Raw genomic sequence first — 23,725 nt, 5'->3', positions numbered from 1 at the left:
GCGGTACAAATCCGTGCCGACTGTCACGCGACGGGGTTGCCTTCGATGACAGTTCTCGACGTCAGATTATTCCCCTCACGCGCCTGCGATGCATCCCAGAGTCCCGAGTAGTGACCACCGGCATACCGCAGAACATCGTGCGGGCCGTATTCAACGATACGTCCCCGGTCAACTACGACAACGAGGTCCGCTCGGGCAGCTGTCGCGAGGCGGTGAGCTACGACGACGGAAGTCCGTTTCCGGGTGACCGACCGACTTGCTTCGAGCACCATTCGTTCGGTCGCGGGATCGAGCGTCGCGGTCGCCTCGTCGAGGAGCAGAAGGTCCGGGTCGACGAGTTCGGCACGGGCCAATGCGATCAGTTGGCGTTGGCCCGCCGAGAGCCCCTGGCCGCGCTCGCCGACGGGATGATTCATGCCTCCACGCATGTCGGCTATCGAATTCAGTGCGCCGACGGAACGTGCCGCTTCCTCGATCTCCGCGTGCGACGCCGACGGCCTGCCGTACGCGATGTTGTCGGCGACCGTGCCGGTGAACAGATGGGCTTCTTGTGGGACCACGCCGAGGCGACGTCGGTACTGCGAGAGGTGGAAGTTCCGGATGTCGGTTCCGTCCACGTCGACCGATCCGGACGTCGGGTCGTAGAAGCGGGCGAGCAACTTCACGACCGTCGACTTCCCGGCACCGGTTCGGCCGACCAGAGCGACGGTCGTGCCCGGCGGGATTTGCAGATCGAAATCGGAGAGGGCGTCGACGTCCGCACCCGAGTACCGGAACCCGACCCCGTCGAGATGGACGGCGCCGTCGAGTCGTCCGGAGATCGCGATCAAATCCTCGCTGTCGGCAGTCTCGATCGAACTGCGAGTGCGCAGCAGGTCGCCGATTCGTTGCAATCCGACGTTTGCCTGTTGGTAACCATCGAACACTTGTGAGAGTTGCTGAATCGGTCCGAACAGCAGACCGAGGTAGAGCACGAAAGCGATCAGTACGCCGGGCGAAGTCGATCCGTTGGCGATCTGGTGCGCACCGACGAACACGACCGCGGCCAACGCGAGGTCGGACAGGAACGAAATGAAAGGGAAGTAGATCGAAATGGCTCGCTGCGACCGCATCCGCGATCGGCGGTAGCTCTCGGAGCGTTCTGCGAACCTACGCGCCGCACCTTCTTCGCGGCGGTAGGCCTGAGCTGCTCGCAGACCGGCGATGTTCTCCTGGAAGTCGGCATTGACGAGCGAGATCCGTTCGCGGGACTGGCTGTAGGCAACCGAGGAGATCTTGCGGAAGATCACGGTCGCAACCACGAGCGGTGGGATGACGGCCAGCGCCACCAGGCCGAGCGTCACGTCGGTCGCAAGGAGGGCGATCGAAATTCCGCCGACGGTCAGGACGCTCACGATCGCCGTCGACATACCGGTTTGGATGAACGACGAGAGCGCGTCGACGTCGGTGGTCATACGCGTCATGATGCGGCCGGACAATTCCCGTTCGTAGTAGTCCAGACCCAGGCGCTGCAGGTGTGCATAGCTGCGTACGCGGAGCCCGAACAACACGCGTTCGCCGGCCCGGGCGGTGAGCACCGTCATGACCGCGACGACGACCCAGTCCGCTGCGACCAGGAGCGCGCCGAATGCCGTCGCGATCCAGAGCGTGCTGCTGTCCGCGGTCACGACTCCGTGGTCGATCGCGTATCTGACGAGGGAGGGAAATGCGATCGCCGCTGCGGAGTCCAGGGCAAGGCACACGACAACCGCCAGTAGAACCCAGCGGACCGGCCTCAAAATCTGTCGTAGTGAGAACTGTGGATTCGATTCGCGCAGGCTCTCAGGAGCGATTCCGGGGTCTTCGCGTGCGGGTGGGAGAGCGTCGACTGCTGCCCGCAGAGACGGAGTCACCGCGATTCCGCTGAGCGCTCCGGCCATCGGTCCGCCCGCACCCTGCGTGGTAGCGGCTGTGCTGTCGGCTTCGGATTCCGGTGCCTGCGGCCACAACTGCTCGGTTGTCGGCTCGCTGCGGTCACGTCCGAAAGCATCGGAGTCGACGTCGTCGAGTTCGGCCGGTAGTTCCGGCGGCGAGGAGAACAGGGCGCGAAAGAGCGGACATCGCGCTTCCAGTTCGTCCACGGTTCCGGAGTCGATGATCCGTCCGCCGTCGAGAACCGCGACGCGATCTGCCAGCGTCAAGGTGGATCGCCGGTGCGCGAGGATCAGCGTGGTTTGCCGTCGTCTGGCCCGGAACGCGTCGAAGATCGCAGCCTCGGTTGCCGCATCGACCGCGGAGGTGGCGTCGTCGAGGACCAAAATCCGCGGGTCGACGAGGAGGGCTCGGGCAAGCGCGATGCGCTGACGCTGGCCGCCCGACAGCGTCAGACCTCGTTCACCGACAACGGTGTCGTATCCGTCCGGGAGTGCCTCGATGAAGGTGTCTGCCTGTGCCAATGCAGCTGCGGCGCGGATGTCCTCGTCGGAGGCGTCCTCGCGCCCCAGTGCGATGTTGGCGGCGATGGTGTCCGAGAACAGGAAAGGTTCGTCGAAGACCAGGCTGACGGCGGCACGAAGCTGTTCTGTGCGCAGTTCGCCGATGGGGAACGTCTCGCCCGCGGTATCGACGGTCACTACACCCGAAGTCGGGGCGTAGAACCGGGGGAGAAGCAAGGACAACGCGGTCTTGCCCGACGCGGCCGGCCCCACGACGGCGACGGTCTCGCCCGGTTCTATGCGGAGGTTCAGCCCGGTCAGGACGTCGCGTTCGGTGTCGAATCCGAATGCCACGTCGTCGAAGGTGACTCCGAGAGGACCGTCGGGCAGGTCCACCGGATGGTCTGGATCGGCGATGTCCGGCTGAGCGTTGATGACGTCGTAGACACGCTCGACAGCGGCGCGCGCCAGCTGCGCCATGACGATGACCGACGACAGAGTTCGGGTGACTCCGGTCATCGTCACGATGTAGGTGGCGAACGCGAGAAACGTTCCCACGGTGATCTTGTCGTGCAGTGCGAGATACCCGCCGAGAGCGATCACTCCCACCTGCCCGAGCTGGGGCAAGGCGGCCATGGTCGGCGCGAATTTCGCGTTCAACCACGCGGCGCGAAGACGCTCCGAATACAACGTGCGGCTGTGCTTTTCGAGTTGGTCGACGGCTCGTTGTTCCTGCCCGAATCCCTTGACGACGCGCACGCCCGTGACGGTTTCCTCGACATGTTGGGCGAGGTCGGCGGCCCGCTGCTGCGCGGACCATGTTGCGGCGAAGAGCATCGGTCGCATCAGGAACACCACCAGCCCTACTGCGGGGATGACGGCGACAGCGACGAGAGTCAACAGCGGCGAGAGCCACGCCATGATGCCGATCGCGAGCACGAATTGCAGGAGCGCACCCGCGGACATCGGCACCATCGCGAGCAAACCCTGGACGAGTTGTAGATCGGTGATGGACCGGGATACCACCTGGCCTGTGCGGATCTGATCCTGCCCGCGTCCGTCGAGGCGTTGCAGCGAGCCGAGCAAGGCGAGCCGCAAGTCGTGTTGAACATCGAGCGAGAGTCGGCCGGCAAGCATCCGTCGGCCGTACTGGCACGCGAAGCGGACGACCGCGAGCAGCGCGATCGCCAGCGCGACGAACCCGATCACCTTGCCTGGGTTCTCCTGGCTTGCGGCGTCGAGCGCATAGCGGGTCAGAAGAGGAAACGAGATGTCGATCGCCGAAGCGATGACGGTCACCAGAAGCGCGCCGATGGCAACTCTTCGGTGCAACCAGCATGCGTGCGCCAAGCGGCGGATCCAGCCCGGAGCTCGATCGACCTCTCCAGCTACCGGACTGTCCGTGTTGATCGTGTTCATCGAGATCCACGGTAGACCCGGCCCCAGACAGCCTTTTCAGGTGATGTCGCGGGTCCTGGTCCGCAGCCAACCGAGCCCGCAGAACAGAACCACCCAAGCTGCCAGCATCATCGGGCCGCTCGGCCAGGACGCAAACGCATCGACGTCGATCGACGGGGCCGCATTGATGATCGTGCCGATCGTGGCCGACACCGGAAGCGCGGCCCCGACCCCGCCGAGATCCATCGCGAGCAGCACTGCGCGGACGATCCATTCACCGAAGACGAACCACAGGATGACCGAGAGGGCACCGGCCATCGACGAACCGGTGAGCAGTGCCACCCCGGCGCCGAGCAGCGCCCACAGAGCGCACGCCAGAATGCCTGCGGCGCAGATGGCGAAGAGATCGGTGGTGAAGCTGAAGTCCCGGCCGAAGAGCAACATCGCGCCGATGCTGACTACTTCGACCGCCAACGCGTAGCCGACGGCGAATACCGCGACGACGGCAAGTTTTGCGCCGAGAACTCCGTCACGGCCGCGAGCTGTGAGGAACGTCGTGGTGAGAGTTTTGTAGCCGAATTCGGATCCGGCGGTGAGTGCTCCGAAGACAGCCGCGAACACCAGGACAAGCGTGTTGGAGACACCGAGGCTGACGCCGGTGGACACGACATCGACGTCGAAGGTGGTGTCTGCCGAATCGGCCACGGCTTCGACGAACGTCCTGGTGGAGGCAGCAATCAGCACGGCCACGACGACCGGTGCGATGGCCAGTGCCCACCAGTAGCGCAGGGTGAGAACTTTGAGTGTCTCCGCGCGCACGAGCGTGGTCATCGGTGTCCTCCGGAAGGTCCGTATGCGGCAGGGCCGTAATAGCCCGGTCCGGAACCGGGACCGGGTGGGCGGTGGTATCCGACCTGGGGAACCGCGTACTGCGGTGTTGTCATCGCGAGGAACAGTTGCTCGAGATCTGCGCCTTCGGTTGCGACGCCGAAGATCGTGACACCGGCGGCGGATGCCACCGGTGGGAGCACCGACGTGTCGGTGCCGCCCACGGCGAGCCGTCCGTCCTGCGTGATCTGGGCGTCGATGATTCCGCGAGCGGCCAATGCCGTGGCGAGGAGCGCTGGGTTGGAACACGAGACGAGCAGTCGACTGCGCTGCGAGCGGCGAAGTTCGTCCATGGTCCCTTGGTAGACGAGTGAGCCGGCGCTGACGATGACCACGCTGTCGACGGTCGCTTCCACTTCACGAAGCGCGTGACTCGAGATCAGAACCGTTCGGCCGGAACCGGCGAAGGTCTGCAGGAACTGACGAAGCCACGCCATGCCCTCGGGGTCGAGTCCGTTCGCGGGTTCGTCGAGCACGAGGATCTCGGGATCACCGAGCATCGCGGTGGCAAGGATCAGGCGTTGGCGCATTCCGAGCGAGAAGGTGCCGGTCTTGTGGACTCCGACCGATCTCAGACCGACCATGTCCAGCACCTGCGCCGCGCGCTGAGTCGGCATGCCGATAGCGGCCGCGTAGATCTCGAGGTGTCCGAGCGCCGTTCGTTTCGGATGGAGACTGCCGACGTCGAGTACTGCGCCGACGGTCCGAGCCGGGTTGGGCAGCAAACGCATCGGGGTGCCGTTGATCGTGGCCGATCCCGACGTCGGTGACACCAGTCCGAGGAGCATCCGCAACGTGGTCGTCTTGCCCGAACCGTTCGGGCCGAGAAACCCGGTGATCGAGCCCGCCTGAACGTCGAAGCTCAGGTCGTTGACCGCGCGCGCCACCTTGAACGTCTTCGTCAACCCACGAATCTCGATGGGGGCAGAGAAGGATCCCATTGCGGTGTTCGTCAATGCTGCTCCCGGGTCGGCGGCGAATACGTGATGCGAGCCTACGGCCCGGACGGCTATCTGCGGATGGCCCGGCGTGTCTCCGTCTGGGGAAGCACTGCGGCATCGTCGGCAGGCATCACGATCAGGTGGTCGGTCCACCTGGCCGGTGCCGGTCCGAAGGCTTCGCGCGCATTCTTGACGACGCCCTTGCCGATTGCACGGTTGCCCGCACCGCCGATGACCGCACCGATTCCGGCCGGAACGAGCTTGCCGAGGATCAGTGCGCTGCGCTTGGCGGCGTACTTGGTCACGAATTTCCGCACGAGGGTGCTGTTCATTCCCCTCATCGTGGGTCCGGGAATCTTGCTCGTGATTGCCGTTCCCCAGTTCTTGGCTGTGATTCCGGTGGCCTTCTGCACGATCTCCATACCGGATTCGCCGAGGGCGACTGCCAGGACCAGGGCACGTCGTTGCTGGTGATCCTGTACGGAGATTCCATGCACTGACGCAATTGCCAACGTCAGCAGCGCTGACGCCTCGAGGAAGAAAGCCGATTCCGCACCGACGGCAGCGATGGACGCGACCGTTCCGACGCCCGGCACCGCGGCGGTGGCGCCGACGGCACTGCCGCTGCCGGTCACGGCGAGAATGAACATCTTCTCCATCCGCTCGACGATCTGAGCAGGTGACTCGTCGGGGTGGGCCTTACGGACATGGTTGACGTATTTGGCCACTGCGGGCGCTTGCAGGCGGCTTCCGTTGTCGAGAACGGAAACGAGGACCTTCTCGATACGCCCGCTGTCGTTGTTCGTCGACTTGCTCATTGCTGCCCCTCCACAGTTGTCCTCCTCTGAAGCGAGGTGGACCGTATCTCGAGAATAGGTGAAGTTTTCGCTGGCGGCGGTGATCACCGGGGCCATAGGCTCGTACGAGACTCGGTTTTCTTCGTGAGTTTTCCCAGGCAGGAGTTCGAGTGTTATGACCGCCACTTCGGAATCTCGTTCGACGACCATCTGGCCGACGCTGCGCTACCTCGACGCCCGTGCGGCAATCCACTTTCTGGTGAGCACCTTCGGTTTCGTGGAGAAGGCCGTCTACGGAGAGGGAGACGTGGTGGACCACGCCCAACTCGACTGGCCGGGCGGTGGCGGCATCATGTTGGGTTCGCCGCGCACCGATTCTGCGATCGCCGGCCTGCCGCCTGGAATCGGTTCGGTGTACATCGTCGTGGACGACGCGGACGCCGCCGATGCACTCCACGAACGCGCTGTCGCGGCGGGCGCCACGATCACGCAGGGATTGCGCGACGAGGACTACGGTTCGCGGGGGTTCACCTGCCGTGATCCCGAAGGTGTGTACTGGAGTTTCGGCACGTACGCAGGGGAGTAGCCCCCCGCGACCTACCTGGTGGCCCAGTGCTCTGCCGGAACCACTTCCGACGGGATGGGCGGATGAGGTGGTGTGCCGTCCCCGAACGGTCGGCCACCCAACTGTTCGCGTCCGTGCGGTTCGAGCCAGTGTGTCAATTCCGGTCCCTTGGGCACGATTCCGGAGGGATTGATCTCGGAATGCACGATGTAGTAGTGCGCTTTGATCTGTGTGAAGTCGATGGTGTCACCGAATCCGGGGGTTTGGAACAGATCGCGCGCGTAGTCCCACAGCACCGGTATCTCGCTGAGTTTGCTTCTGTTGCACTTGAAGTGGCCGTGATAGACGGGATCGAACCGCGCCAGCGTGGTGAACAGGCGCACATCGGCTTCGGTGATGGTGTCGCCCACCAGGAAACGTTGCCGGGCAAGACGTTCGGTGAGCCAGTCGAGGCGAGCGAACAGCGTGTCGTATGCCTCGTCGTACGCCTGCTGTGAACCGGCGAAACCGCAGCGGTAGACGCCGTTGTTGACGTCGCGAAAAACGTACTCGGCCACTTCGTCGATTTCGTTTCGCAATGGCTCCGGGTACAGATCCGGCGCGCCTTCGCGGTGGTACTTCTTCCATTGCGTCGAGAAGTCGAGGGTGATCTGTGGGTAGTCGTTCGTGATCACCTTGCCCGTGGCGATCTCCACCATGGCGGGCACCGTGATTCCCCTGGGGTAGTGGGGATCTCGGGCGAAGTATGCGTCCTGCAGTCGCGGGATCTTCAGTACGGGATCGACGCCGCCCGGGTCGAGATCGAAAGTCCAGCTTCGCTTGTCGTGAACCGGACCGCAGATGCCCATCGACAGTACGTCTTCGAGGCCGAGTAGGCGGCGGACGATGATGGCGCGGTTTGCCCACGGGCAGGCACGTGCCACGATCAACCGGTATCGCCCGGGTTCGACGGGGTACCCGTCGCGGCCGTCCTCGGTGATCCGGGTCGGGATGTAGTTGGTGTCGCGTTTGAATTCACGACCCTCTTCGACGAATGTCGGTTCGCTCGCGCCGTCTTCCGTACTCATCTGCGGTCCCTCTCGTTCGAGTGTCAACTGGGCAGGTGCACGTGTACCCGAGCGTATGCCCCCAGAACGTCGAATTTGGCTTTACGTGGAAGCGTCGCTCCGATCGCACTGCCGCGACTTGTGCGTAGCTGCGGGATCAATCCGGAATCGAGAGCGTCCTCCGCAGCGAGAAGCGTTACTGCGCAGCCGATTCCGTGACGGCGATGCGCTGGAGCAGTCAGGGTCGTGAGATCTGCCACGAATCCCTGAAATTCGGAGTATGCCGCGCATCCGAGCACCTCGGCGGAATCGGTGAGGGCGGTGAACCACCGCGTCCGGTTCCCGAGGTCGGCTGTGGTGCTGTCGTCGGGTGGGCACAGCGCAGCGACGGCGAGGGCATCGTCGATGTCGTGGGAAATCAGTAGTTGCTCGTCGGGTGGCGCGTCCGTGTAGTCGCCGAGGAAAGCGAGATCGACGGGGCCGGTGATTCGGCCGCCGTGATCGCCGGCGATCTCGAGCAGACGCGCCGGTTGCAGCAGGGCGTCGACGGAGATGTCCTCGGTGCGCTCGATGAACCACTGCGGCCCGACGATTGCACCTGAGCCTGCCAGATCGAGAACGTGGATGTCGTCGCCGACGACGCGGGCCGTGTGTGCCGGCCGAAGTGCCGAGTCGCCGAGGCCCAGTTCACGTGCCCAAGCGAGTCGGATGATGTCGAGGTGATGTTCGTCCACTTGCTACAGGCTAGTCCGATTCGAACGGGTTGATCGAGATGGACAGAGGTCGTATATTCCATGTGGACTATTTCAGGTGGAATAGTCAAGAAATAGTCAATTGCGGCTTGTCAGGGAGGGGGACTCATGGGTGACGTGTCACTGACGCCTCTGGGAATCACCGTTCTGGGCCTGCTGTCCGAGCGTTCGATGCATCCGTACGAGATGTATCAACTGGCCTCGGTTCGCCGGGGCGATCAGTTGGTGAAGATCAAGCCGGGATCGCTCTATCACACGGTTTCCCGGTTGGAGAAGCAGGAACTTCTGGCTTCGATCGGGACCGATCGTGAGGGCAACCGGCCCGAACGGACGACGTACGAGATCACCGCCCGGGGCCGTGAGGCCCTCGAGCATCAACTACGTGAGATGTTGGCGGTTCCGGTGCGGGAGTATCCGCGGTTGCCGCTCGCGCTCGCCGAAATGCACAACCTCTCTGCGTCCACCGCGTGTCAGATGCTTCGAATTCGTCTCGCGCACCTCGACAAGACGATCGCGAAATTCGAGGCCGACTACGAAGCGGTGAAGGCGGCGGAAAAACCACGAATCTTCACGGTGGGCGCGGACTACGCCCACGCACTGACCGTCGCCGAAAGAGAGTGGATCGGCGCGTTGGTGACAGACATCGAGAGCGGCGAAATGCCCTGGCTCTCACAAGAACTTCTCGACCGGCTGGCCGGCTCCGCAGGCTCGTCCGCACTACCTAAGGACTGAAGATGGAAAAGCAGGTCAATCCCTGGCACGCGCTGTGGGCGCTGTGTATCGGGTTCTTCATGATTCTGGTGGACAGCACCATCGTCGCTGTCGCCAACCCTGCGATCATGGAGGACCTCGGCACCGACATCAACAAGGTCGTCTGGGTCACCAGCGCGTACCTGCTGGCGTACGCGGTGCCGCTGCTCGTCACCGGCCGGCTCGGTGACAGGTTCGGACCGAAGAACCTGTACATGATCGGCCTCGTACTGTTCACCGGCGCTTCACTGTGGTGTGGTCTGTCCGGCAGCGTCGAGATGCTCATCGTGGCAAGGGCTTTCCAGGGTCTGGGCGCCGCAATGATGACGCCTCAGACGATGGCCGTCATCACACGCACGTTCGCGCCGAACAAGCGTGGCGCCGCAATGGGCCTGTGGGGCGCGGTTGCCGGTGTTGCGACGCTGGTCGGTCCGCTTGCCGGTGGTGTGTTGGTCGACAATCTCGGCTGGGAATGGATCTTCATCGTCAACGTCCCGGTCGGTGTCATCGCCTTCCTCCTCGCATGGAAGCTTGTTCCGTCGTTGCCGACCAGCGAGCACAAGTTCGACATCCCCGGCGTGATTCTCAGCGCCGCAGGCATGTTCCTGCTCGTGTTCGGAATCCAGGAAGGCAGTTCGTACGACTGGAACGGATTCGTCTGGAGCCTGATCGGCGCCGGTGTGGTGTTGCTCGCGGTGTTCGTGTTCTACCAGTCGCGCAACAAGAACGAGCCCTTGCTCCCACTCGAACTCTTCAAGGACCGCAACTTCTCGCTCGCCAACGTCGCCATCACCGCGATGGGCTTCGCGATCACGTCGATGGTCCTTCCGCTGATGTTCTACACCCAGGCAGTTCGCGGACTCTCCCCGACGCAGTCGGCGCTCCTCCTCGTTCCGATGGCCGTGCTGACCGGCATTTTTGCGCCGATCATCGGCAAGCTCGTCGACAAGACGCATCCGCGCTACATCGCGGGCACCGGCTTCCTGCTGTTCGCGATCGCCCTGGGCTGGCTGGCATTGGTTATGTCTCCCGACGTCGCGATCTGGGAACTGCTCCTGCCGATCGGCCTGATCGGCTTCGCCAACGCATGCATCTGGTCGCCGCTCGCGGCCACCGCCACACACAACCTGCCTCCGATGCAGGCCGGCGCCGGCGCCGGCGTCTACAACACCACCCGGCAGGTGGGTGCGGTTCTCGGCAGTGCCGCGATCGGAGCACTGATCACCGCACGATTGGCGGCTCAGGGTCTGACCGGCGGCAGTTCCGAAGCCGGAGTGGGTCACCTACCCGAGTTCGTCCGTGAACCGTTCAGCACGGCGATGTCGGAGTCGATCTGGCTGCCCGCAGGCGTGCTGCTCATCGGCTTCGTCGCTTCGGTGTGCTTCGCTCGGCCTCTGCGCGGCGACGCACACGACGACGCGATGGCCGTCAGTGCCGAAGCGCGTCGGGAAACATCACTCCACGATTGAGATAGTCGCTCGGGTCCAGGGCTCGCTTGATCGCCCACATCGTGGCTATGTCCTCCGCAGAGAGGGCCAGGTCCAGATAGTTGCGTTTGAGCGAGCCCACCCCGTGCTCGGAACTGACGTTTCCGCCGTGATCGCGAACCAGTTCGAGGACGCTGCGGTACACGGTGTCGGCGTTCGGGCAGTTCAGGACGTTGAGGTGGATGTTTCCCTCGGCGACATGTCCGAAGAGGATCGGAATTGCCTCGGGGGCACGACTCGCGATCACCGCCGCGGCGTCCTCGGCGAAGGTGGCAAGCGAGTCCAGCGGCAGCGCCGCGTCGAATTTCAGTGGGGGACCGAACAGTCCGACCACTTCGGCGAAACACTCCCGCGCCGCCCACAAACGCGTCGAGCCGGGATCGTCGACCGCCACTGCCGGGGTCTGCGGTGGGTCGATGCGTTCGAGCAGCTCGGCCAGGTCTTCCAGCGGATCGTGGGCCGCGGACACCTCGGCGAGCAGGTACCACGGTCGCCCCGTCGGCACCGCGGCGTTCAAATGGCGTGCGGCCAATTCGAGTCCACGGCCGTCCACCAACTCCAGTGCGTCGACGCCGTCGAGAGTGCGCAACGTGCGCCCCGCGTCCACGACGTCTTGCAGTCGGTCGAAACCGGTCAGCGATGTGACGCGGTGAGTCGGTATCTTCCGTAATTTCAGGTCGACGGAAGTGACCACCCCTAGAGTTCCCTCGCTGCCCACCCACAGTGCGGGCAGGTTGTATCCGGAATTGTCGGACAACACTTTCGGTGACCGACGCACCGTGGTCCCGTCGGGGAGCACCACCTCGAGTCCGAGCACCTGTTCGGCCATGTTCCCGTATCGAACCGTGTGCAGGCCACCGGCATTGGTGGAGACCATGCCGCCGATCGTCGCAGTGTCCCGCGAGGCTATGTCGACACCGAACTTCAAACCGGCGGCGGCGGCCGCCGAATGTACCTGCGCGAGTGTCACTCCCGCACCGACGGTGATCCGACCGGCGGCAACATCGACTTCGCCGATCGCCTCGAGGCGTTCGGTGGAGAGCAGGACGTCGTCGTGCTCGGGCACCGTCCCGGCGACCAGACCGGTTCGCCCGCCCTGAACGGTGACCGGTACGCCGCGCGAGCGGCACACGTTCAGCACTGCCGAGACTTCGGCGGTATTTCCGGGTCGGACCAGAGCACTGGCGCGCCCGCTGTAGCGCCCTGTCTGGTCGGTGGAACGGGTCGCCAATACGTCGGCGTCGTCGACGACGAACCGGTGTCCCACAACGTCCGCGAGTGCATTTCTCAGACCGTCCACCCGACGATCGTAGGCCGGTTCGATGTGGCAGTGTGGCGGCATGACTGCTCCCGAATCGCATCCCACCCGTCTCGAGCGCTTCACCACCGATGGTGGTGCCGAGGTGGCTGTCCTGACGTTCGCGCACGGACCACTCAATCTGTTCGATCAGGCCATGTTCGACGCCGTCATCGCCGATGTTGCAGCGCTGACCGAAAACCCACCGCGCGCTGTGCTTCTGCGCGCCGAGGGCAAGGTCAACTCGGCCGGCGTCGACGTCCATGTGTTCGACGGACTGAACCCGGAGCAGGGAGCGGAATTGTGGCGCGAACTGTTCGCCCAGATCTGCCATCCGCTCGAGGCGTTGCCGTGCCCGGTCATCTACGCGGCGCACGGGCTGACGCTGACTGCTGCCTTCGAGATCTCCTTGGCCTGCGACATCATCCTCGCGGCGCCGAAGGCGAAGTTCGGACTGGTCGAGACAGTGGTCGGTCTGACGCCGTCCATGGGTGGACCGCAGCGTTTGGCCGAGCGCGCCGGTTCCGGACGGGCTCGGGAGTTGGTCATGACCGGCGATCTCTACGACGCCGCAACCCTGCACTCGTGGGGCGTCGTCAATGCAGTTCACGACGATGTCGATGCTGCGGCGCGTGCCCTGGCGGCCCGGTTGGCGGACGGGCCCACGCGAGCCCACGACGCCACCAAGCAGATCGTGGCGGCCTGGCGTTCCGGCGGGATCGCCCACGCGGATTCGGTGACTCCCGGGGTGTCCGGTGCGCTGTTCGCCACTGATGACCTACGCGGCGCTGTCCGCAGTTTCCTCGAGGTCGGACCGGGCAAAGCGGTCTACTCCGGAAAGTAAGTTTGCGACGATTATCGCCAGAGACCTCCACGAACTGTGATCCACGTCATATAGTCGAATGGCCGGTGGGTTGTCAGTGACGTGGAGGTATCGATGCGGTCGACGCTTGTGGAATACCCGTGTTCGACTCAGCTCCTCGCCGACGCCCGTGTCACCCGTGCGGGTGACGGGGTGCTTCGGTACAGCCAACTCGACCCGTCGCTGTCCGAACTCCTCGATATCGCCGTTCATCGATTCTCCTCACGCATCGCGGTGGAGGAGGTCGACGGCGAGCAGGTCACCTTCGCGGAGTTGTGGGCCGAGGCGTCGCGGGTCGCAGGCGGGCTGAAGTCGCGAGGCGTCGAGATCGGTGACCGTGTGGCCATTCGCGTCGCCGCCGGGGTGAGGTGGATGGAGGCGTGCCTCGGCGTCATTCTCGCCGGCGGTGTTCCAGTCTCGGTGGGTGTTCATCTGAGCGACGACGCGGCGGACTTCGTCATCGCGGACAGTGGCTCGGTGTTGGTGCTCGACGGGGAACTCCCACACGGTGTTCCGTTCATCGACGACGGTGCCGCCCCGGAGGAGATGGCGATCCTCGCGTACACCGCCGATTCTTCGGGCGAAATGCTGGGCGTCGAGTTGAGCAACGAGAACGTGCTCTCCGCCATCGTCGGCATTCTGCACTCGCGCGATTACGGCGTCGAAGGTGTGCGCAATCTGTTGGTGGACAATGACTTCAAGTCGGTACGGCAATTCGTGCACGTGCTCGCGACGTTGGTGGTCGGTGGAACGGTGGTCCTCGCCGGCGACTTCTGGCGTGAGAGTGTGCATACCGTCGACATCGTGACCGGGCGGCCCGAGGACCTGCTCGAGCCTCGGTTGCTCACCCTCGGGCCGGCGGCGCGTGCCGGTTCGAGGTCGGTGCAGTGGATCGATTGCAGCGGGTCGCCGATCACGGTCGAACAGGAAGCCAAGCTGCTGACCCTGTTCCCGGCTGCTCGGCATGTGATCGGGTGGGGCAAAACCGAGACCTGTGGGGCTGGTCTCATTCTGCCAACCGAGTCGGCACCCACCCACCTCGGAAGCGTCGGAATCGCTTTCGGTGGAATGGAAGTGGCGTTGTACGGCCCGGATGCTCCAGGTGGCTTCGGTGAGTTGCTGTGCCGTGGACCGAGTGTCACGCGTCGGTATTGGAACTCGCCGCAAGCGACCTCGACGAGGTTCACCCAGGGGTGGTTCTGCACTCACGACACCGCGCAGATCGACCCCGATGGCTTCGTCCGTATTGTCGAACGCGACGTCGCGTAGTCACGCGAGCGTGGTCGACAAACGAGAGGGACATCATGGCGGACGAGGTTCTCACCGAGCGGCGCGGGCGGACACTGATCATCACCATCAACCGGCCCGAGGCGCGTAACGCCATCAACTCGGCGGTCAGTCACGCATTGGCCGCTGCGGTCGAAGAGCTCGATGCGGACGACGATCTGTCCTTGGCGGTGCTGACAGGGGCCGGCGGAAACTTCTGTGCCGGTATGGATCTGAAGGCATTCGTGGCCGGCGAGAACGTACTCGTGCCGGGACGCGGTCTCGGATTCACGGAAGGGCCGCCGCGTAAGCCGATCATTTCGGCGGTCGAGGGCTTCGCGTTGGCAGGCGGCACGGAACTCGTGCTTGCCACCGACCTGGTGGTCGCGTCGTCCGAAGCGAAGTTCGGTATCCCGGAGGTCAAGCGAGGGCTGGTCGCAGGTGGAGGCGGATTGTTGCGCCTGCCCAAGCGGATTCCGTACCAGAAGGCATTGGAACTGGCCCTGACCGGTGACAGTTTCACAGCCGAGGAGGCCTACCGCTACGGCTTCGTGAACACGTTGACCGAGCCAGGTAAGGCGCTCGAAGGCGCGCTGGAGCTGGCTGATCGCATCACCCGCAACGGACCGCTCGCGGTTGCGGTCACCAAGGAGATCATCGTCAAGGCCGGCGGTTGGTCCGACGACGAAGCTTTCGCGAAGCAGTTGCAGGTCATGGCGCCGGTGTTCGCGTCCGAAGATGCACGCGAGGGCGCGACGGCGTTCGCCGAGAAGCGCGCCCCGGTCTGGAAGGGGCGGTAACACCGACATGGCTACACCTGTCGCAGAGCTGCACATGCACATCGAGGGTTCTCTGGAACCCGAACAGATTTACCGACTTGCCGAGCGCAATCGAATGGACTTGCCGTACAAGGACATCGACGATCTGAAGTCGAGGTACGAGTTCACCGATCTGCAGTCGTTCCTCGATCTCTACTTCGCCAACATGGCCGTCCTGCGCACCGCGGAGGATTTTGCCGACCTGACGCGAGCGTACTTCCGCCGCGCGGCTGCCGCCGGCGTCGCGCATGCCGAGTTCTTCTTCAATCCACAGGCGCACGTGGTCCGTGGTGTTCCGCTGACCGAGGTCCTGGACGGGATCATGGATGCGGTGGCATCGAGTGAGCGCGAGTTCGGGCTCAGCAGCGCGGCAATCGCCGCCATCCTCCGAGATCAGCCCGTCAAAGACGCCGAGGAGATCTTCTCCGAGATAATTCGCCTGCAGGCTCCGATCGTCGGGCTCGGACTCGACTCCGCGGAGGTCGGCAACCCGCCGTCACTGTTCGAGGACGTGTTCGCCCGCGCGCGTGCCGAGGGTTTGCACGTTGTGGCTCACGCCGGTGAAGAGGGACCGCCCGAGTACATCTGGCAGGCGCTCGACATTCTCGGCGCCGAGCGGATCGACCACGGAGTCCGGGCACTCGAGGATCCTGCCCTGATCGAGCGTCTGGTCGACGAGGAGATTCCACTGACGGTCTGCCCGTTGTCGAACGTTCGTCTGCGGGTGTTCGATTCGCTGTCGGATCATCCGCTTCGATCGATGCTCGAGATGGGTTTGATCGTCACGGTCAACTCCGACGACCCGGCCTACTTCGGGGGATATGTCGACGACAATTTCACCGAACTGGGCCGAGCCCTGGGTCTGACGGAGGCCGAGCGAGACACCCTCGCCCGGAACTCGATCAAAGCCTCGTTTGCGAGCGATGCGCGAAAAGCGGAACTACTGCGGCACTGACCGTCAGTCGCCGAGTACCTGACGCAAGTATTCGTTGTCGAACACACGATTCGCGTCGTACTTGTCTCGAACGGCGACAAAGTCGTCGAGTCGGTCGTACGTAGGACGCAGGTCGTCGACGGTCCGGTTGTGCATTTTTCCCCAATGCGGCCGGCCGTCGACGGCGCGCGCGATTGCCTCCACTGCGGCGAAGTATTCGGTTTCGGGTCGTCGGTGGTACTGGTGTACGGCGATGTATGCGGTGTCGCGTCCGTGAGCAGTGGAGAGCCAGAGGTCGTCGGCGGCAGCAAAACGTACTTCGACGGGGAATGCGACGTTGGTTCCGGACTTCTTCATCCAGCGGTCGATTTCGTGGAGTGTCTCGGTGACGTGTTCGCGGGGGATCGCGTATTCCATCTCCTTGAACTTCACCCGGCGCGAAGACGCGAATACTCGGTAGCTGCGATCGGTGAACTCGCGGGCGCCGAGCAATCGGGACGACACGTTGTTGATTCTCGGGATCGCGGCCGGTGCCAGGGTGGCAACGCGGTTGACACCTTCGAAGAGTGTGTTCGAGAGGAGTTCGTCGTCGACGAACGCGCGGACCTTGCCCACTGGATCGGGTTCGGTATCTCCGGGCAGTCGCGTATTGCTCTTCGTCAGGACACGGTCGGTGTGCGGAAACCAGTAGAACTCGAAGTGGTCCAAGCCCAGACGATCGCTCTCGAGGGTGTCCAGTATGTGAGACAGCGTGTCGGGTTCCTCGATTGCGCGAAGTGTGAATCGCGGGACGCAGGCGAGAGTGATCTTCGAAATGATGCCGATTGCGCCCAATCCGAGGCGGCCTGCTTCGAACAATTCGACGTTTTCGTCGGCGCTTGCGGTAACGACGGATCCGTCGGCGAGAACGATCTCGATTCCGCGAATCTGCGTGGCGATACCGCCGAATCGTGCGCCGGTGCCGTGTGTGCCGGTGGACGTCGCGCCGGCCAGTGACTGGACGTCGATGTCACCGAGATTGGCCATCGCATATCCGCGTTGCCACAAGGCGTCGTTGAGAGCATGAAGGCGAGTGCCTGCAAAAACAGTGACCAGCGCACCGTCGTCGGTCGGTGTGATCGAGTCGATTCCGCTCAAGTTGTCCAGGCTGACGAGGACACCGTCAGTGACCGCGACACCGGTGAACGAGTGGCCGGCGCCGACGGCCTTCACACGTTGGCCACGCGAAGCGGCCTCGGCGACCAACGACGAAAGTTCACGGGTATTTGTCGGCGTCGCAAAGCGACGCGGCGCGGCGCTTTGAGTGCCCGCCCAGTTCTGCCAAGTGTCCGAAGCCATTACGCAATAATGTACTTGGACGGTCGTCCAGGCAAGTATTGCGCGAAGATTTTGTCATTTGCGTTCTACGATCATTGGATGCTGAACAGGCTCCCGGCGGACGAACGCCGCACACAATTGGTCGAGTCCGCCTTGTCTATTGCGGAACAGCGCGGTGTCAGTTCTGTGACGGTAAGGGCGGTGGCAGAGGAGGCCGGGGTATCGCTCGGCGTCGTTCATTACTGCTTCGAGAGCAAGGAAGCGCTGATCGCGGCAATGGGTGAAACGCTCATTCTGCAGCTCAGTGCGTCGATGCAGTATGCGTTCGCGCAGGTCCGCCATGCGCCGGATCTCAGTGGCGTGCAGGGGCTCAGGGAATTGCTGCACATCGGCCTGACCGGAATGTGGCCGACCATCGAGGCAACCCCGGATCGCCAGTTGTTGACCTACGAAATTACCGCGCAGGCACTGCGTAGTCGCAATCTCGGAGCCGAACGTGCTGGGGCGGTTGCATTTGAGCAGTACCGAATCATGGATGAGCTCGCGGTGTCGTTTCTCGAAGAGTGCGCCAAGATATCGGGCACGGTGTGGACGGAGCCGTTGAGTTCGATTGCGCGACTGAGTCTTGCAATGATCGACGGCCTTGTTCTGCGATGGCTGGTCGATCGTGACTCCGACGCGACTATTGCCGAGTTCGGAGAAATGGTTCAGGTAATCGCCAACAAAGCCGTGGTCGCGCCTCAGTAGAACCGCAATCCTGGACATACGTCCAGGATTGGTGATTGACTGGTCGCACGCCGCGACGATTGGATCATCTGTGACCAGGACCCTTGATCGACTCACTGCTGCCACGCGAGAACTCGACCCGCCTCTGGCTGCTCTGGATCTGACCACACTGCGCAGTAATGCAGCCGACCTGGTGCGCCGCGCCGGTGGAACCCCGGTGCGAGTGGCGAGCAAATCGGTTCGTTGTCGGACGGTTCTGGCTGAAACTCTCGGCGACACACTGACCGCGTCCGGCGGATTCCGCGGAATCATGGCGTACTCACTGCGCGAGGCTCTGTGGCTGGTCGGGCTCGGCGCACGGGACGTCCTGATGGGGTACCCGACCGCCGATCGTGGCGCCATCGCGGATCTCGCTGCCGACGACACCGCTCTCGCATCGATCACCTTGATGGTCGACGACGATGCGCAGTTGGACCTCATTCGTTCGGCGTCGACGGGGGATGCGCCTGTCCGCGTGTGTCTCGACGTCGACGCGTCACTGCGGATCGGCCCGATCCATCTGGGCGTACGACGCTCGCCACTGCGCGAACCTGCCGCGGTCGCCGCACTCGCGGCGCGTGCGCGCCAACGCGGATTCTCCGTCGTCGGAGTGATGTTCTACGAAGCCCAGATCGCCGGCCTCCCGGACACCAGCGCTCCGATCGGTTGGGTCAAGAAGGCCTCTGCCCGCGAACTGGCGTCCAGAAGGGGCGCTGTGGTCGCGGCCGTCACCGATGCCGTGGGTGCACTCGAGATCGTCAACAGCGGCGGTACGGGGTCGCTGGAGGTCAGCTCGGCCGATCCTGTGGTGACCGAGGTAACAGCAGGCTCCGGACTGTACGTACCGACCCTGTTCGACCGCTACCGTGCCTTCCGTCCCGATCCGGCGCTGTTCTTCGCACTGTCGGCCGTGCGCAAGCCGACGCCGTCCGTCACGACCCTTTTCGGCGGCGGATACATCGCGTCGGGACCTGCCGGAGACACCCGCGTTCCGTCACCGGTCTGGCCCGCTGGTCTCAAACTGCTCCGCAACGAAGGAGCCGGCGAAGTCCAGACGCCGGTCACCGGGAAGGAAGCCGGAAACATCGCGATCGGCGACCGCGTGTGGTTCCGTCACGCCAAGGCCGGCGAGCTGTGCGAGCGCTTCGACCGCGTGTACGTGGTCGAAGCCGACGGCACCCGAACCTCGGTTCCCACCTATCGCGGCGAAGGGCAGTGCTTCGGGTAGGGCAGTGCTTCAGGTAAGACAGGCTTCGGCTAGCTCGTCAGCCTCATGAATGCACCCAGTTCGACCAATCCCGCAGGCGTACTGGGCATGTACTGCGTCAACGCGTGCGATCGAACGATGATCGCGCACCACTTGCCGCGTGAGACGGCAACATTGAGACGGTTTCGCGACAGCAGGAACGACATCCCTCGCGGGACGTCCTCGACGGCAGATGCGGCCATCGACACGATTGCCACCGCAGCCTCGCGGCCCTGGAACTTGTCGACGGTCCCGACCTCGACCTCCGTGAGACCGGCCTCGGTGAGATCGCGCTCGACGGTGCCCACCTGGGCGTTGTACGCCGCGACCACGAGAATGTCCGACTGCTCCAGCGGCCTGGTTCCCTCGAACTCGCTCGGGTCGGTCCAAGGCGTGCCGAGAAGGCCCTGGATCTGGCGAACGATTTCCTGGGACTCTTCCGGGGAGTAGGTGGAATTGCCGCGGTGATCGACGAACACCGTGTGTACTCCGGCAGCGAGTCCGTCGAGTTTTCTTGCCGCACTGACGGTTTCCTGGGAACGCAGCTTGCCCTCGTACGACAATGCGGACACGGGCGCACACAAATCCGGGTGCATCCGCCACGTTTTCTCGAGGAAGTAGCCGAGTTCGGGTGGCAGTGCGCCGTGTCCCTCGGCGAGCCAACCGAGTGCCGATTCGTCGACAGGTTCGGGGTGAGTACCTTGGCTCACCTGCGGCAACTGCTGCGGGTCGCCCAGCAGCAACAGGTTTCGCGCGGAAATCGCGACGGCAATGGTGTTCGCCAGCGCGAATTGACCTGCCTCGTCGACCACGAGCAAGTCCAAACTGCCGGCGGGAACACGATCGGTATTCGCGAAGTCCCATGCAGTGCCGCCGATGACGCAGCCGACGCCTTCCGCTTCGGCGATGAATCCGGCGTATTCCTCGGACGCGATGTCCTGCCATTCCGCGGTCTTGCTGCGGCTGCCCTTCTTTGCGACCAGTGCGGGGTCCACGCCGGCCTTCAGAATGCCGCCAAGCATGTTCTCGACCACCGAATGTGATTGTGCCACCACGCCGATTCGCCAATGGTGTTGTTCGATCAGTGTCTTGACGACACGAGCGCCCGTGTAGGTTTTGCCGGTACCGGGAGGACCTTGCACCGCCACGTAGGAATCGTCGAGGTCGAGAAGTGCGGCGGTGATGGCGTCGGCGTAGTTGTTGTCGGTGCCGACAGGTGGCAGCGGTGAACCCGAGAGGGTTCTCGGGGTGCTGCGCCTGAGAATGTCGACTGCCGCGATGTGTGGCAGTTCGGGCAGGCTCTCGCTGGCGTCGGACGCGGCAGCGGCGATGGACTTCTCCATGCGTCCGGTGGGAATCGGACGACCAGGTGCCAACGCGACCGGGGAATCGATGTATTCGTCACCGCTGAGCAGTTCTTCCACGGTGACCACGTCGAGCCCTTCGGACTTGACCACGGCGGTGACCTTGACGCTGCTGGTGCCGCGTTGGGTGGGGTTCTCGCTTGCAACGGCATCGGGGGAGGGGGTTGCGTAGAGAGCGAACAAATCACTGCCCGGACTCAAAGATGTTCCGGTGCCGAAACTTCCGGTCAACTGGATGTGGCGACGAAACTTCTTCTGCCGCGCGGTGCTCTTGTGCCAGTCCGTTTCGATTTCGGACTGCTCGACCACCATGACGTCGCGGATGTCCACGAGGTCTTCGATCGGTGTGACCAATCGGTCGAAGTGGGCCCACCAGTACGGCTTCCGCTCGCGATTGTGGTAACCGACTGCTGCGGCCAATAGAGCAGCAGCCTGCTGATCGGGGGTGCGTGTCGAACCGGCCTTGTGGCCGGCGAAGTCGCGGAGTGCGATTTCCGATTCGGTGAGTTCTTCGAGTGGAATCTTGATCTGTCCGGTCGGCTCTCGAAGTTCGACACCATGTTCTGCGGCGCGCTCGGCGAGCCAATCGCGCAGGCGGAGAGTGGATTCGCAGTCGTACTCGTTGTAGTCGGAGATGCCCTGAAGAAGTTCCCTGGCCTGGTCGGCTTGTCCGCCGTCGCGCAATTCGCAGTAGTCGGCATAGGCGACGACCGAGCCGGCGGCGTTGGTCACGTCACCGTCACGGCCGTGCTCACCCATGTAGAGCGGCTCGAGTTTCTTGATGCTGTACGAGCGTTGTCCGATCCGCAGGCACGCGCGGACGATCGGGTACAGGTCGACGAGCACGTTCTCGCTGAGCAGGGTGTCCACGGTCTGCTCGCCGACACCGTGACGTGCGGCCAAGCGCAACAGCGCCGATTTCTCGTACGCGGCGTAGTGGTAGATGTGCATGCCTGGATGAGCTTCTCGACGCGCGGTGACGTAATCGAGGAAGTCGAGGAGCGCCTGGCGCTCACCCTCGCGATCGTGTGCCCAGAACGGCTTGAACACGTAGTCGTCCGCAGGCCCTTCGACCACACCGAACAGATACTCCAACCCCCAATCGGTGGACCCGTCCTCGGCCCAGAGCGGATCGCCCTCGAAGTCGAAGAAGATGTCGCCGTCGTCGGGGATGGGGAGTCCGCCGAGCGCCGAGGGTTCGTAGACCTCGAATTCGGCGTCGCCGGACAGTTCCTGGCGTAGTTGAACCGCTGCCTGTGCACGGAGCTTGTCGAGTGTTTCCCGGCGGATTCCCTCGACTGGGCCGGTGCTCGCGGCGAGTTCGTCAATTGTCGTGATCCCCGAGACGATCAGCTGTTCACGCTGATTGCCGCGGACACCCGCAACCAGCAGCAGGTCTCGATGGCTTTCGACCTCGACGCTGCAGGTGTCGCATCGACCACAACGCAGGTACCGATCGTCGAGCCACTGTGTCGGTTTCCCCTCGGCGCGGTGCTCGTCGAGGACTCGTTCGAGTTCAGCTCTACGTGCCGCGAATACCGGCGCGATGTCTCCGATGTCGTGCGACGACGTGCTGCCGTCGCCTAGCAGTAGATGAACTTGATCGGATGCGGCAATTGCATTGCGCTCCAACGCATCCGCGTATGCGGCGAGTTGTAGAAGTGCCGACACCTTGGCGTGCCGGGAGAGCTTGCTGTCGTAGACCGCGTAGGTGTCGCCTTCGCGGACGAGGAAATCGCAGAACCCGAGGAATCGGCCGTCGAAAAAGGTTCCCTGATAAATGACCGGCGCGCCCGATCGTGCTGCCTCGACGGTGGCCAACGTGGCAGCGGTCAGGCCTGCGCGTGAGTGTTCCGGTCGCGGCATGACGACGACGCCGTCTCCGTGCTGATCGATGAACTTCTGAAGCTGTTCGCGCTCGTGCGAGTCGCCGAGGCTCGACGTCCGTTCGAGCATCGGATCCGCCTCGGCGGCCTCGGCCGCGATCAGACCGGTTCGGGCGTCGAGTTGCCGCAGCAGTGCGAACTCGCACGAGGCCGCAGCCGAGAGGTCGCTGGCGCTGTAGACGATCTGATCATCGAGTAGGAACACAGGGCGATTGTGCCATCGCTCACCGACAAGGCAACCCACCAGTAATCGCTCACGAGCCGCGGATATCGGTAGCGGCGTGCAGAATGACGATCATGCCTTTCTTCGACGGACGAACCGGTCAGGTGCACTTTCGGCATTGGCCGGCGGCAGGGGGTGCGGTGCCCACGGTGTCACTGGTCTTTCTGCACGGTCTCGGCCAGCACAGCGGCCAGTATCACCGCTTTGCGGGCGCAATGACGGCGTCGGGGATCGACGTGTGGGCGATCGATCACACCGGGCACGGTTTGTCAGAGGGTGATCCGGGAGTCGGGGCTCCGCTCTCCGATCTTGCTGCCGATGCAGCCGCGCTCGCTGACATCGCTTTGGCGGAACTGCCCGAAGTCCCGCAGGCGGTGATGGGCCATTCCTTGGGTGCGGTGACGGCGCTGACGATGCTGGCTCATCGCGATCACGATTTTGCCTCCGCAGTGCTGTGCGGCATTCCACGCAGTGCGGTCGAGCAACACGGGTGGGCGGAACTCTCCGACGCGGGCATCCCAGTCCTGGTCGTTCACGGTACCGACGACCGGATCGCCCCGGTCGATCCCGTCCGGGACTGGGCGCGGACGCTGCGCAACGTCGAGATGCGCGAGTTCGAGGACGCCGGTCACGACCTGCTGCACGAGAAGGTTCACGCCAGTGTCACCAACGTCAGCCGTGAATTCCTTCTCGCGCATTCCAGGTAGTC

The 23,725-nt window shown here is 63.8% G+C and carries 19 protein-coding genes; 10 read left to right on the top strand and 9 right to left on the bottom strand.

The window, feature by feature from the left end; all coding sequences use genetic code 11:
* Positions 1-23: 23 nt before the first annotated feature.
* The 4 genes from GN300_RS01010 to GN300_RS00995 all read right to left on the bottom strand — a co-directional run bounded on the left by GN300_RS01010 (position 24) and on the right by GN300_RS00995 (position 6,459).
* The gene (locus GN300_RS01010; protein WP_063316845.1) at positions 24-3,833 is read right to left on the bottom strand and encodes an ABC transporter ATP-binding protein; all 3,810 of its coding nucleotides are present in this window, start codon (positions 3,831-3,833) and stop codon (positions 24-26) included.
* Between the two features lie 36 nt (positions 3,834-3,869).
* Positions 3,870-4,643 carry an ABC transporter permease gene (locus GN300_RS01005; RefSeq protein ID WP_007736136.1) on the bottom strand — a complete coding sequence of 258 codons (774 nt, stop codon included), beginning with the start codon at positions 4,641-4,643 and terminating at the stop codon, positions 3,870-3,872.
* Positions 4,640-5,641 carry an ABC transporter ATP-binding protein gene (locus GN300_RS01000; RefSeq protein WP_063316846.1) on the bottom strand — a complete coding sequence of 334 codons (1,002 nt, stop codon included), beginning with the start codon at positions 5,639-5,641 and terminating at the stop codon, positions 4,640-4,642. The genes GN300_RS01005 and GN300_RS01000 overlap by 4 nt, the downstream gene beginning before the upstream one ends.
* Before the next feature lie 68 nt (positions 5,642-5,709).
* Entirely contained in the window at positions 5,710-6,459 is a 750-nt protein-coding gene (locus GN300_RS00995; RefSeq protein ID WP_003945111.1) for a hypothetical protein, read from the bottom strand.
* A gap of 154 nt (positions 6,460-6,613) precedes the next feature.
* Between GN300_RS00995 and GN300_RS00990 the strand changes: the two genes are divergently transcribed.
* Positions 6,614-7,024 (top strand): VOC family protein, encoded by a 411-nt coding sequence (locus tag GN300_RS00990; RefSeq protein ID WP_003945129.1) that lies wholly within the window; start codon positions 6,614-6,616, stop codon positions 7,022-7,024.
* A gap of 11 nt (positions 7,025-7,035) precedes the next feature.
* Here the strand turns inward: GN300_RS00990 and GN300_RS00985 are convergent, their stop codons facing one another.
* Together GN300_RS00985 and GN300_RS00980 are read right to left on the bottom strand one after the other, a co-directional pair.
* On the bottom strand, positions 7,036-8,070 hold the full coding sequence (locus tag GN300_RS00985) for a glutathione S-transferase family protein (protein WP_063316847.1): 1,035 nt from the start codon (positions 8,068-8,070) through the stop codon (positions 7,036-7,038).
* 23 nt (positions 8,071-8,093) lie between these two features.
* Positions 8,094-8,783: a hypothetical protein gene (locus GN300_RS00980; RefSeq protein ID WP_007736143.1), complete on the bottom strand. Its 690-nt coding sequence runs from the start codon at positions 8,781-8,783 to the stop codon at positions 8,094-8,096.
* Positions 8,784-8,909: 126 nt separating this feature from the next.
* Between GN300_RS00980 and GN300_RS00975 the strand changes: the two genes are divergently transcribed.
* Entirely contained in the window at positions 8,910-9,533 is a 624-nt protein-coding gene (locus tag GN300_RS00975) for a PadR family transcriptional regulator (protein ID WP_063316848.1), read from the top strand.
* A 2-nt stretch (positions 9,534-9,535) separates the two neighbouring features.
* Entirely contained in the window at positions 9,536-11,020 is a 1,485-nt protein-coding gene (locus GN300_RS00970; RefSeq protein ID WP_003945132.1) for a DHA2 family efflux MFS transporter permease subunit, read from the top strand.
* Here GN300_RS00970 and GN300_RS00965 read toward each other — a convergent pair.
* Complete coding sequence (locus GN300_RS00965; protein WP_063316849.1) at positions 10,980-12,380, bottom strand: FAD-binding oxidoreductase; 1,401 nt, start codon at positions 12,378-12,380, stop codon at positions 10,980-10,982. The genes GN300_RS00970 and GN300_RS00965 overlap by 41 nt on opposite strands.
* Between GN300_RS00965 and GN300_RS00960 the strand changes: the two genes are divergently transcribed.
* The 4 genes from GN300_RS00960 (at position 12,379) to GN300_RS00945 (ending at position 16,236) form a co-directional block, all read left to right on the top strand.
* Positions 12,379-13,179, top strand: a complete 801-nt coding sequence (locus GN300_RS00960; protein ID WP_007736151.1) for an enoyl-CoA hydratase/isomerase family protein — start codon at positions 12,379-12,381, stop codon at positions 13,177-13,179. The genes GN300_RS00965 and GN300_RS00960 overlap by 2 nt on opposite strands.
* A gap of 93 nt (positions 13,180-13,272) precedes the next feature.
* A complete protein-coding gene (locus GN300_RS00955) occupies positions 13,273-14,466 on the top strand; it encodes a class I adenylate-forming enzyme family protein (protein ID WP_063316872.1) in 1,194 nt (397 codons plus the stop codon).
* A 35-nt stretch (positions 14,467-14,501) separates the two neighbouring features.
* Positions 14,502-15,263 carry a crotonase/enoyl-CoA hydratase family protein gene (locus GN300_RS00950; protein ID WP_003945127.1) on the top strand — a complete coding sequence of 254 codons (762 nt, stop codon included), beginning with the start codon at positions 14,502-14,504 and terminating at the stop codon, positions 15,261-15,263.
* A 7-nt stretch (positions 15,264-15,270) separates the two neighbouring features.
* Positions 15,271-16,236: an adenosine deaminase gene (locus tag GN300_RS00945; protein WP_003945144.1), complete on the top strand. Its 966-nt coding sequence runs from the start codon at positions 15,271-15,273 to the stop codon at positions 16,234-16,236.
* Between the two features lie 3 nt (positions 16,237-16,239).
* Here the strand turns inward: GN300_RS00945 and GN300_RS00940 are convergent, their stop codons facing one another.
* A complete protein-coding gene (locus GN300_RS00940; RefSeq protein ID WP_054781623.1) occupies positions 16,240-17,553 on the bottom strand; it encodes a D-arabinono-1,4-lactone oxidase in 1,314 nt (437 codons plus the stop codon).
* A 78-nt stretch (positions 17,554-17,631) separates the two neighbouring features.
* Here GN300_RS00940 and GN300_RS00935 point away from each other — a divergent pair, with 78 nt between their 5' ends.
* Together GN300_RS00935 and GN300_RS00930 are read left to right on the top strand one after the other, a co-directional pair.
* Positions 17,632-18,279 carry a TetR/AcrR family transcriptional regulator gene (locus GN300_RS00935; RefSeq protein WP_020908434.1) on the top strand — a complete coding sequence of 216 codons (648 nt, stop codon included), beginning with the start codon at positions 17,632-17,634 and terminating at the stop codon, positions 18,277-18,279.
* 70 nt (positions 18,280-18,349) lie between these two features.
* On the top strand, positions 18,350-19,525 hold the full coding sequence (locus tag GN300_RS00930; protein WP_063316850.1) for an amino acid deaminase/aldolase: 1,176 nt from the start codon (positions 18,350-18,352) through the stop codon (positions 19,523-19,525).
* Positions 19,526-19,554: 29 nt separating this feature from the next.
* On the opposite strand, the gene GN300_RS00925 is transcribed toward GN300_RS00930, so the two are convergent.
* The gene (locus tag GN300_RS00925; protein ID WP_063316851.1) at positions 19,555-22,998 is read right to left on the bottom strand and encodes a bifunctional RecB family nuclease/DEAD/DEAH box helicase; all 3,444 of its coding nucleotides are present in this window, start codon (positions 22,996-22,998) and stop codon (positions 19,555-19,557) included.
* A gap of 83 nt (positions 22,999-23,081) precedes the next feature.
* Between GN300_RS00925 and GN300_RS00920 the strand changes: the two genes are divergently transcribed.
* Entirely contained in the window at positions 23,082-23,723 is a 642-nt protein-coding gene (locus tag GN300_RS00920; RefSeq protein WP_003945142.1) for an alpha/beta hydrolase, read from the top strand.
* Positions 23,724-23,725 lie beyond the last annotated feature (2 nt).

The sequence above is a fragment of the Rhodococcus sp. Ni2 genome, assembly GCF_021352185.1.
In the GTDB taxonomy this organism is placed as follows: Bacteria; Actinomycetota; Actinomycetes; order Mycobacteriales; family Mycobacteriaceae; genus Rhodococcus_F; species Rhodococcus_F qingshengii.
The sequence above is the reverse complement of the archived record's forward strand: the minus strand, read 5'-3'. Positions and strand labels throughout refer to the sequence as shown.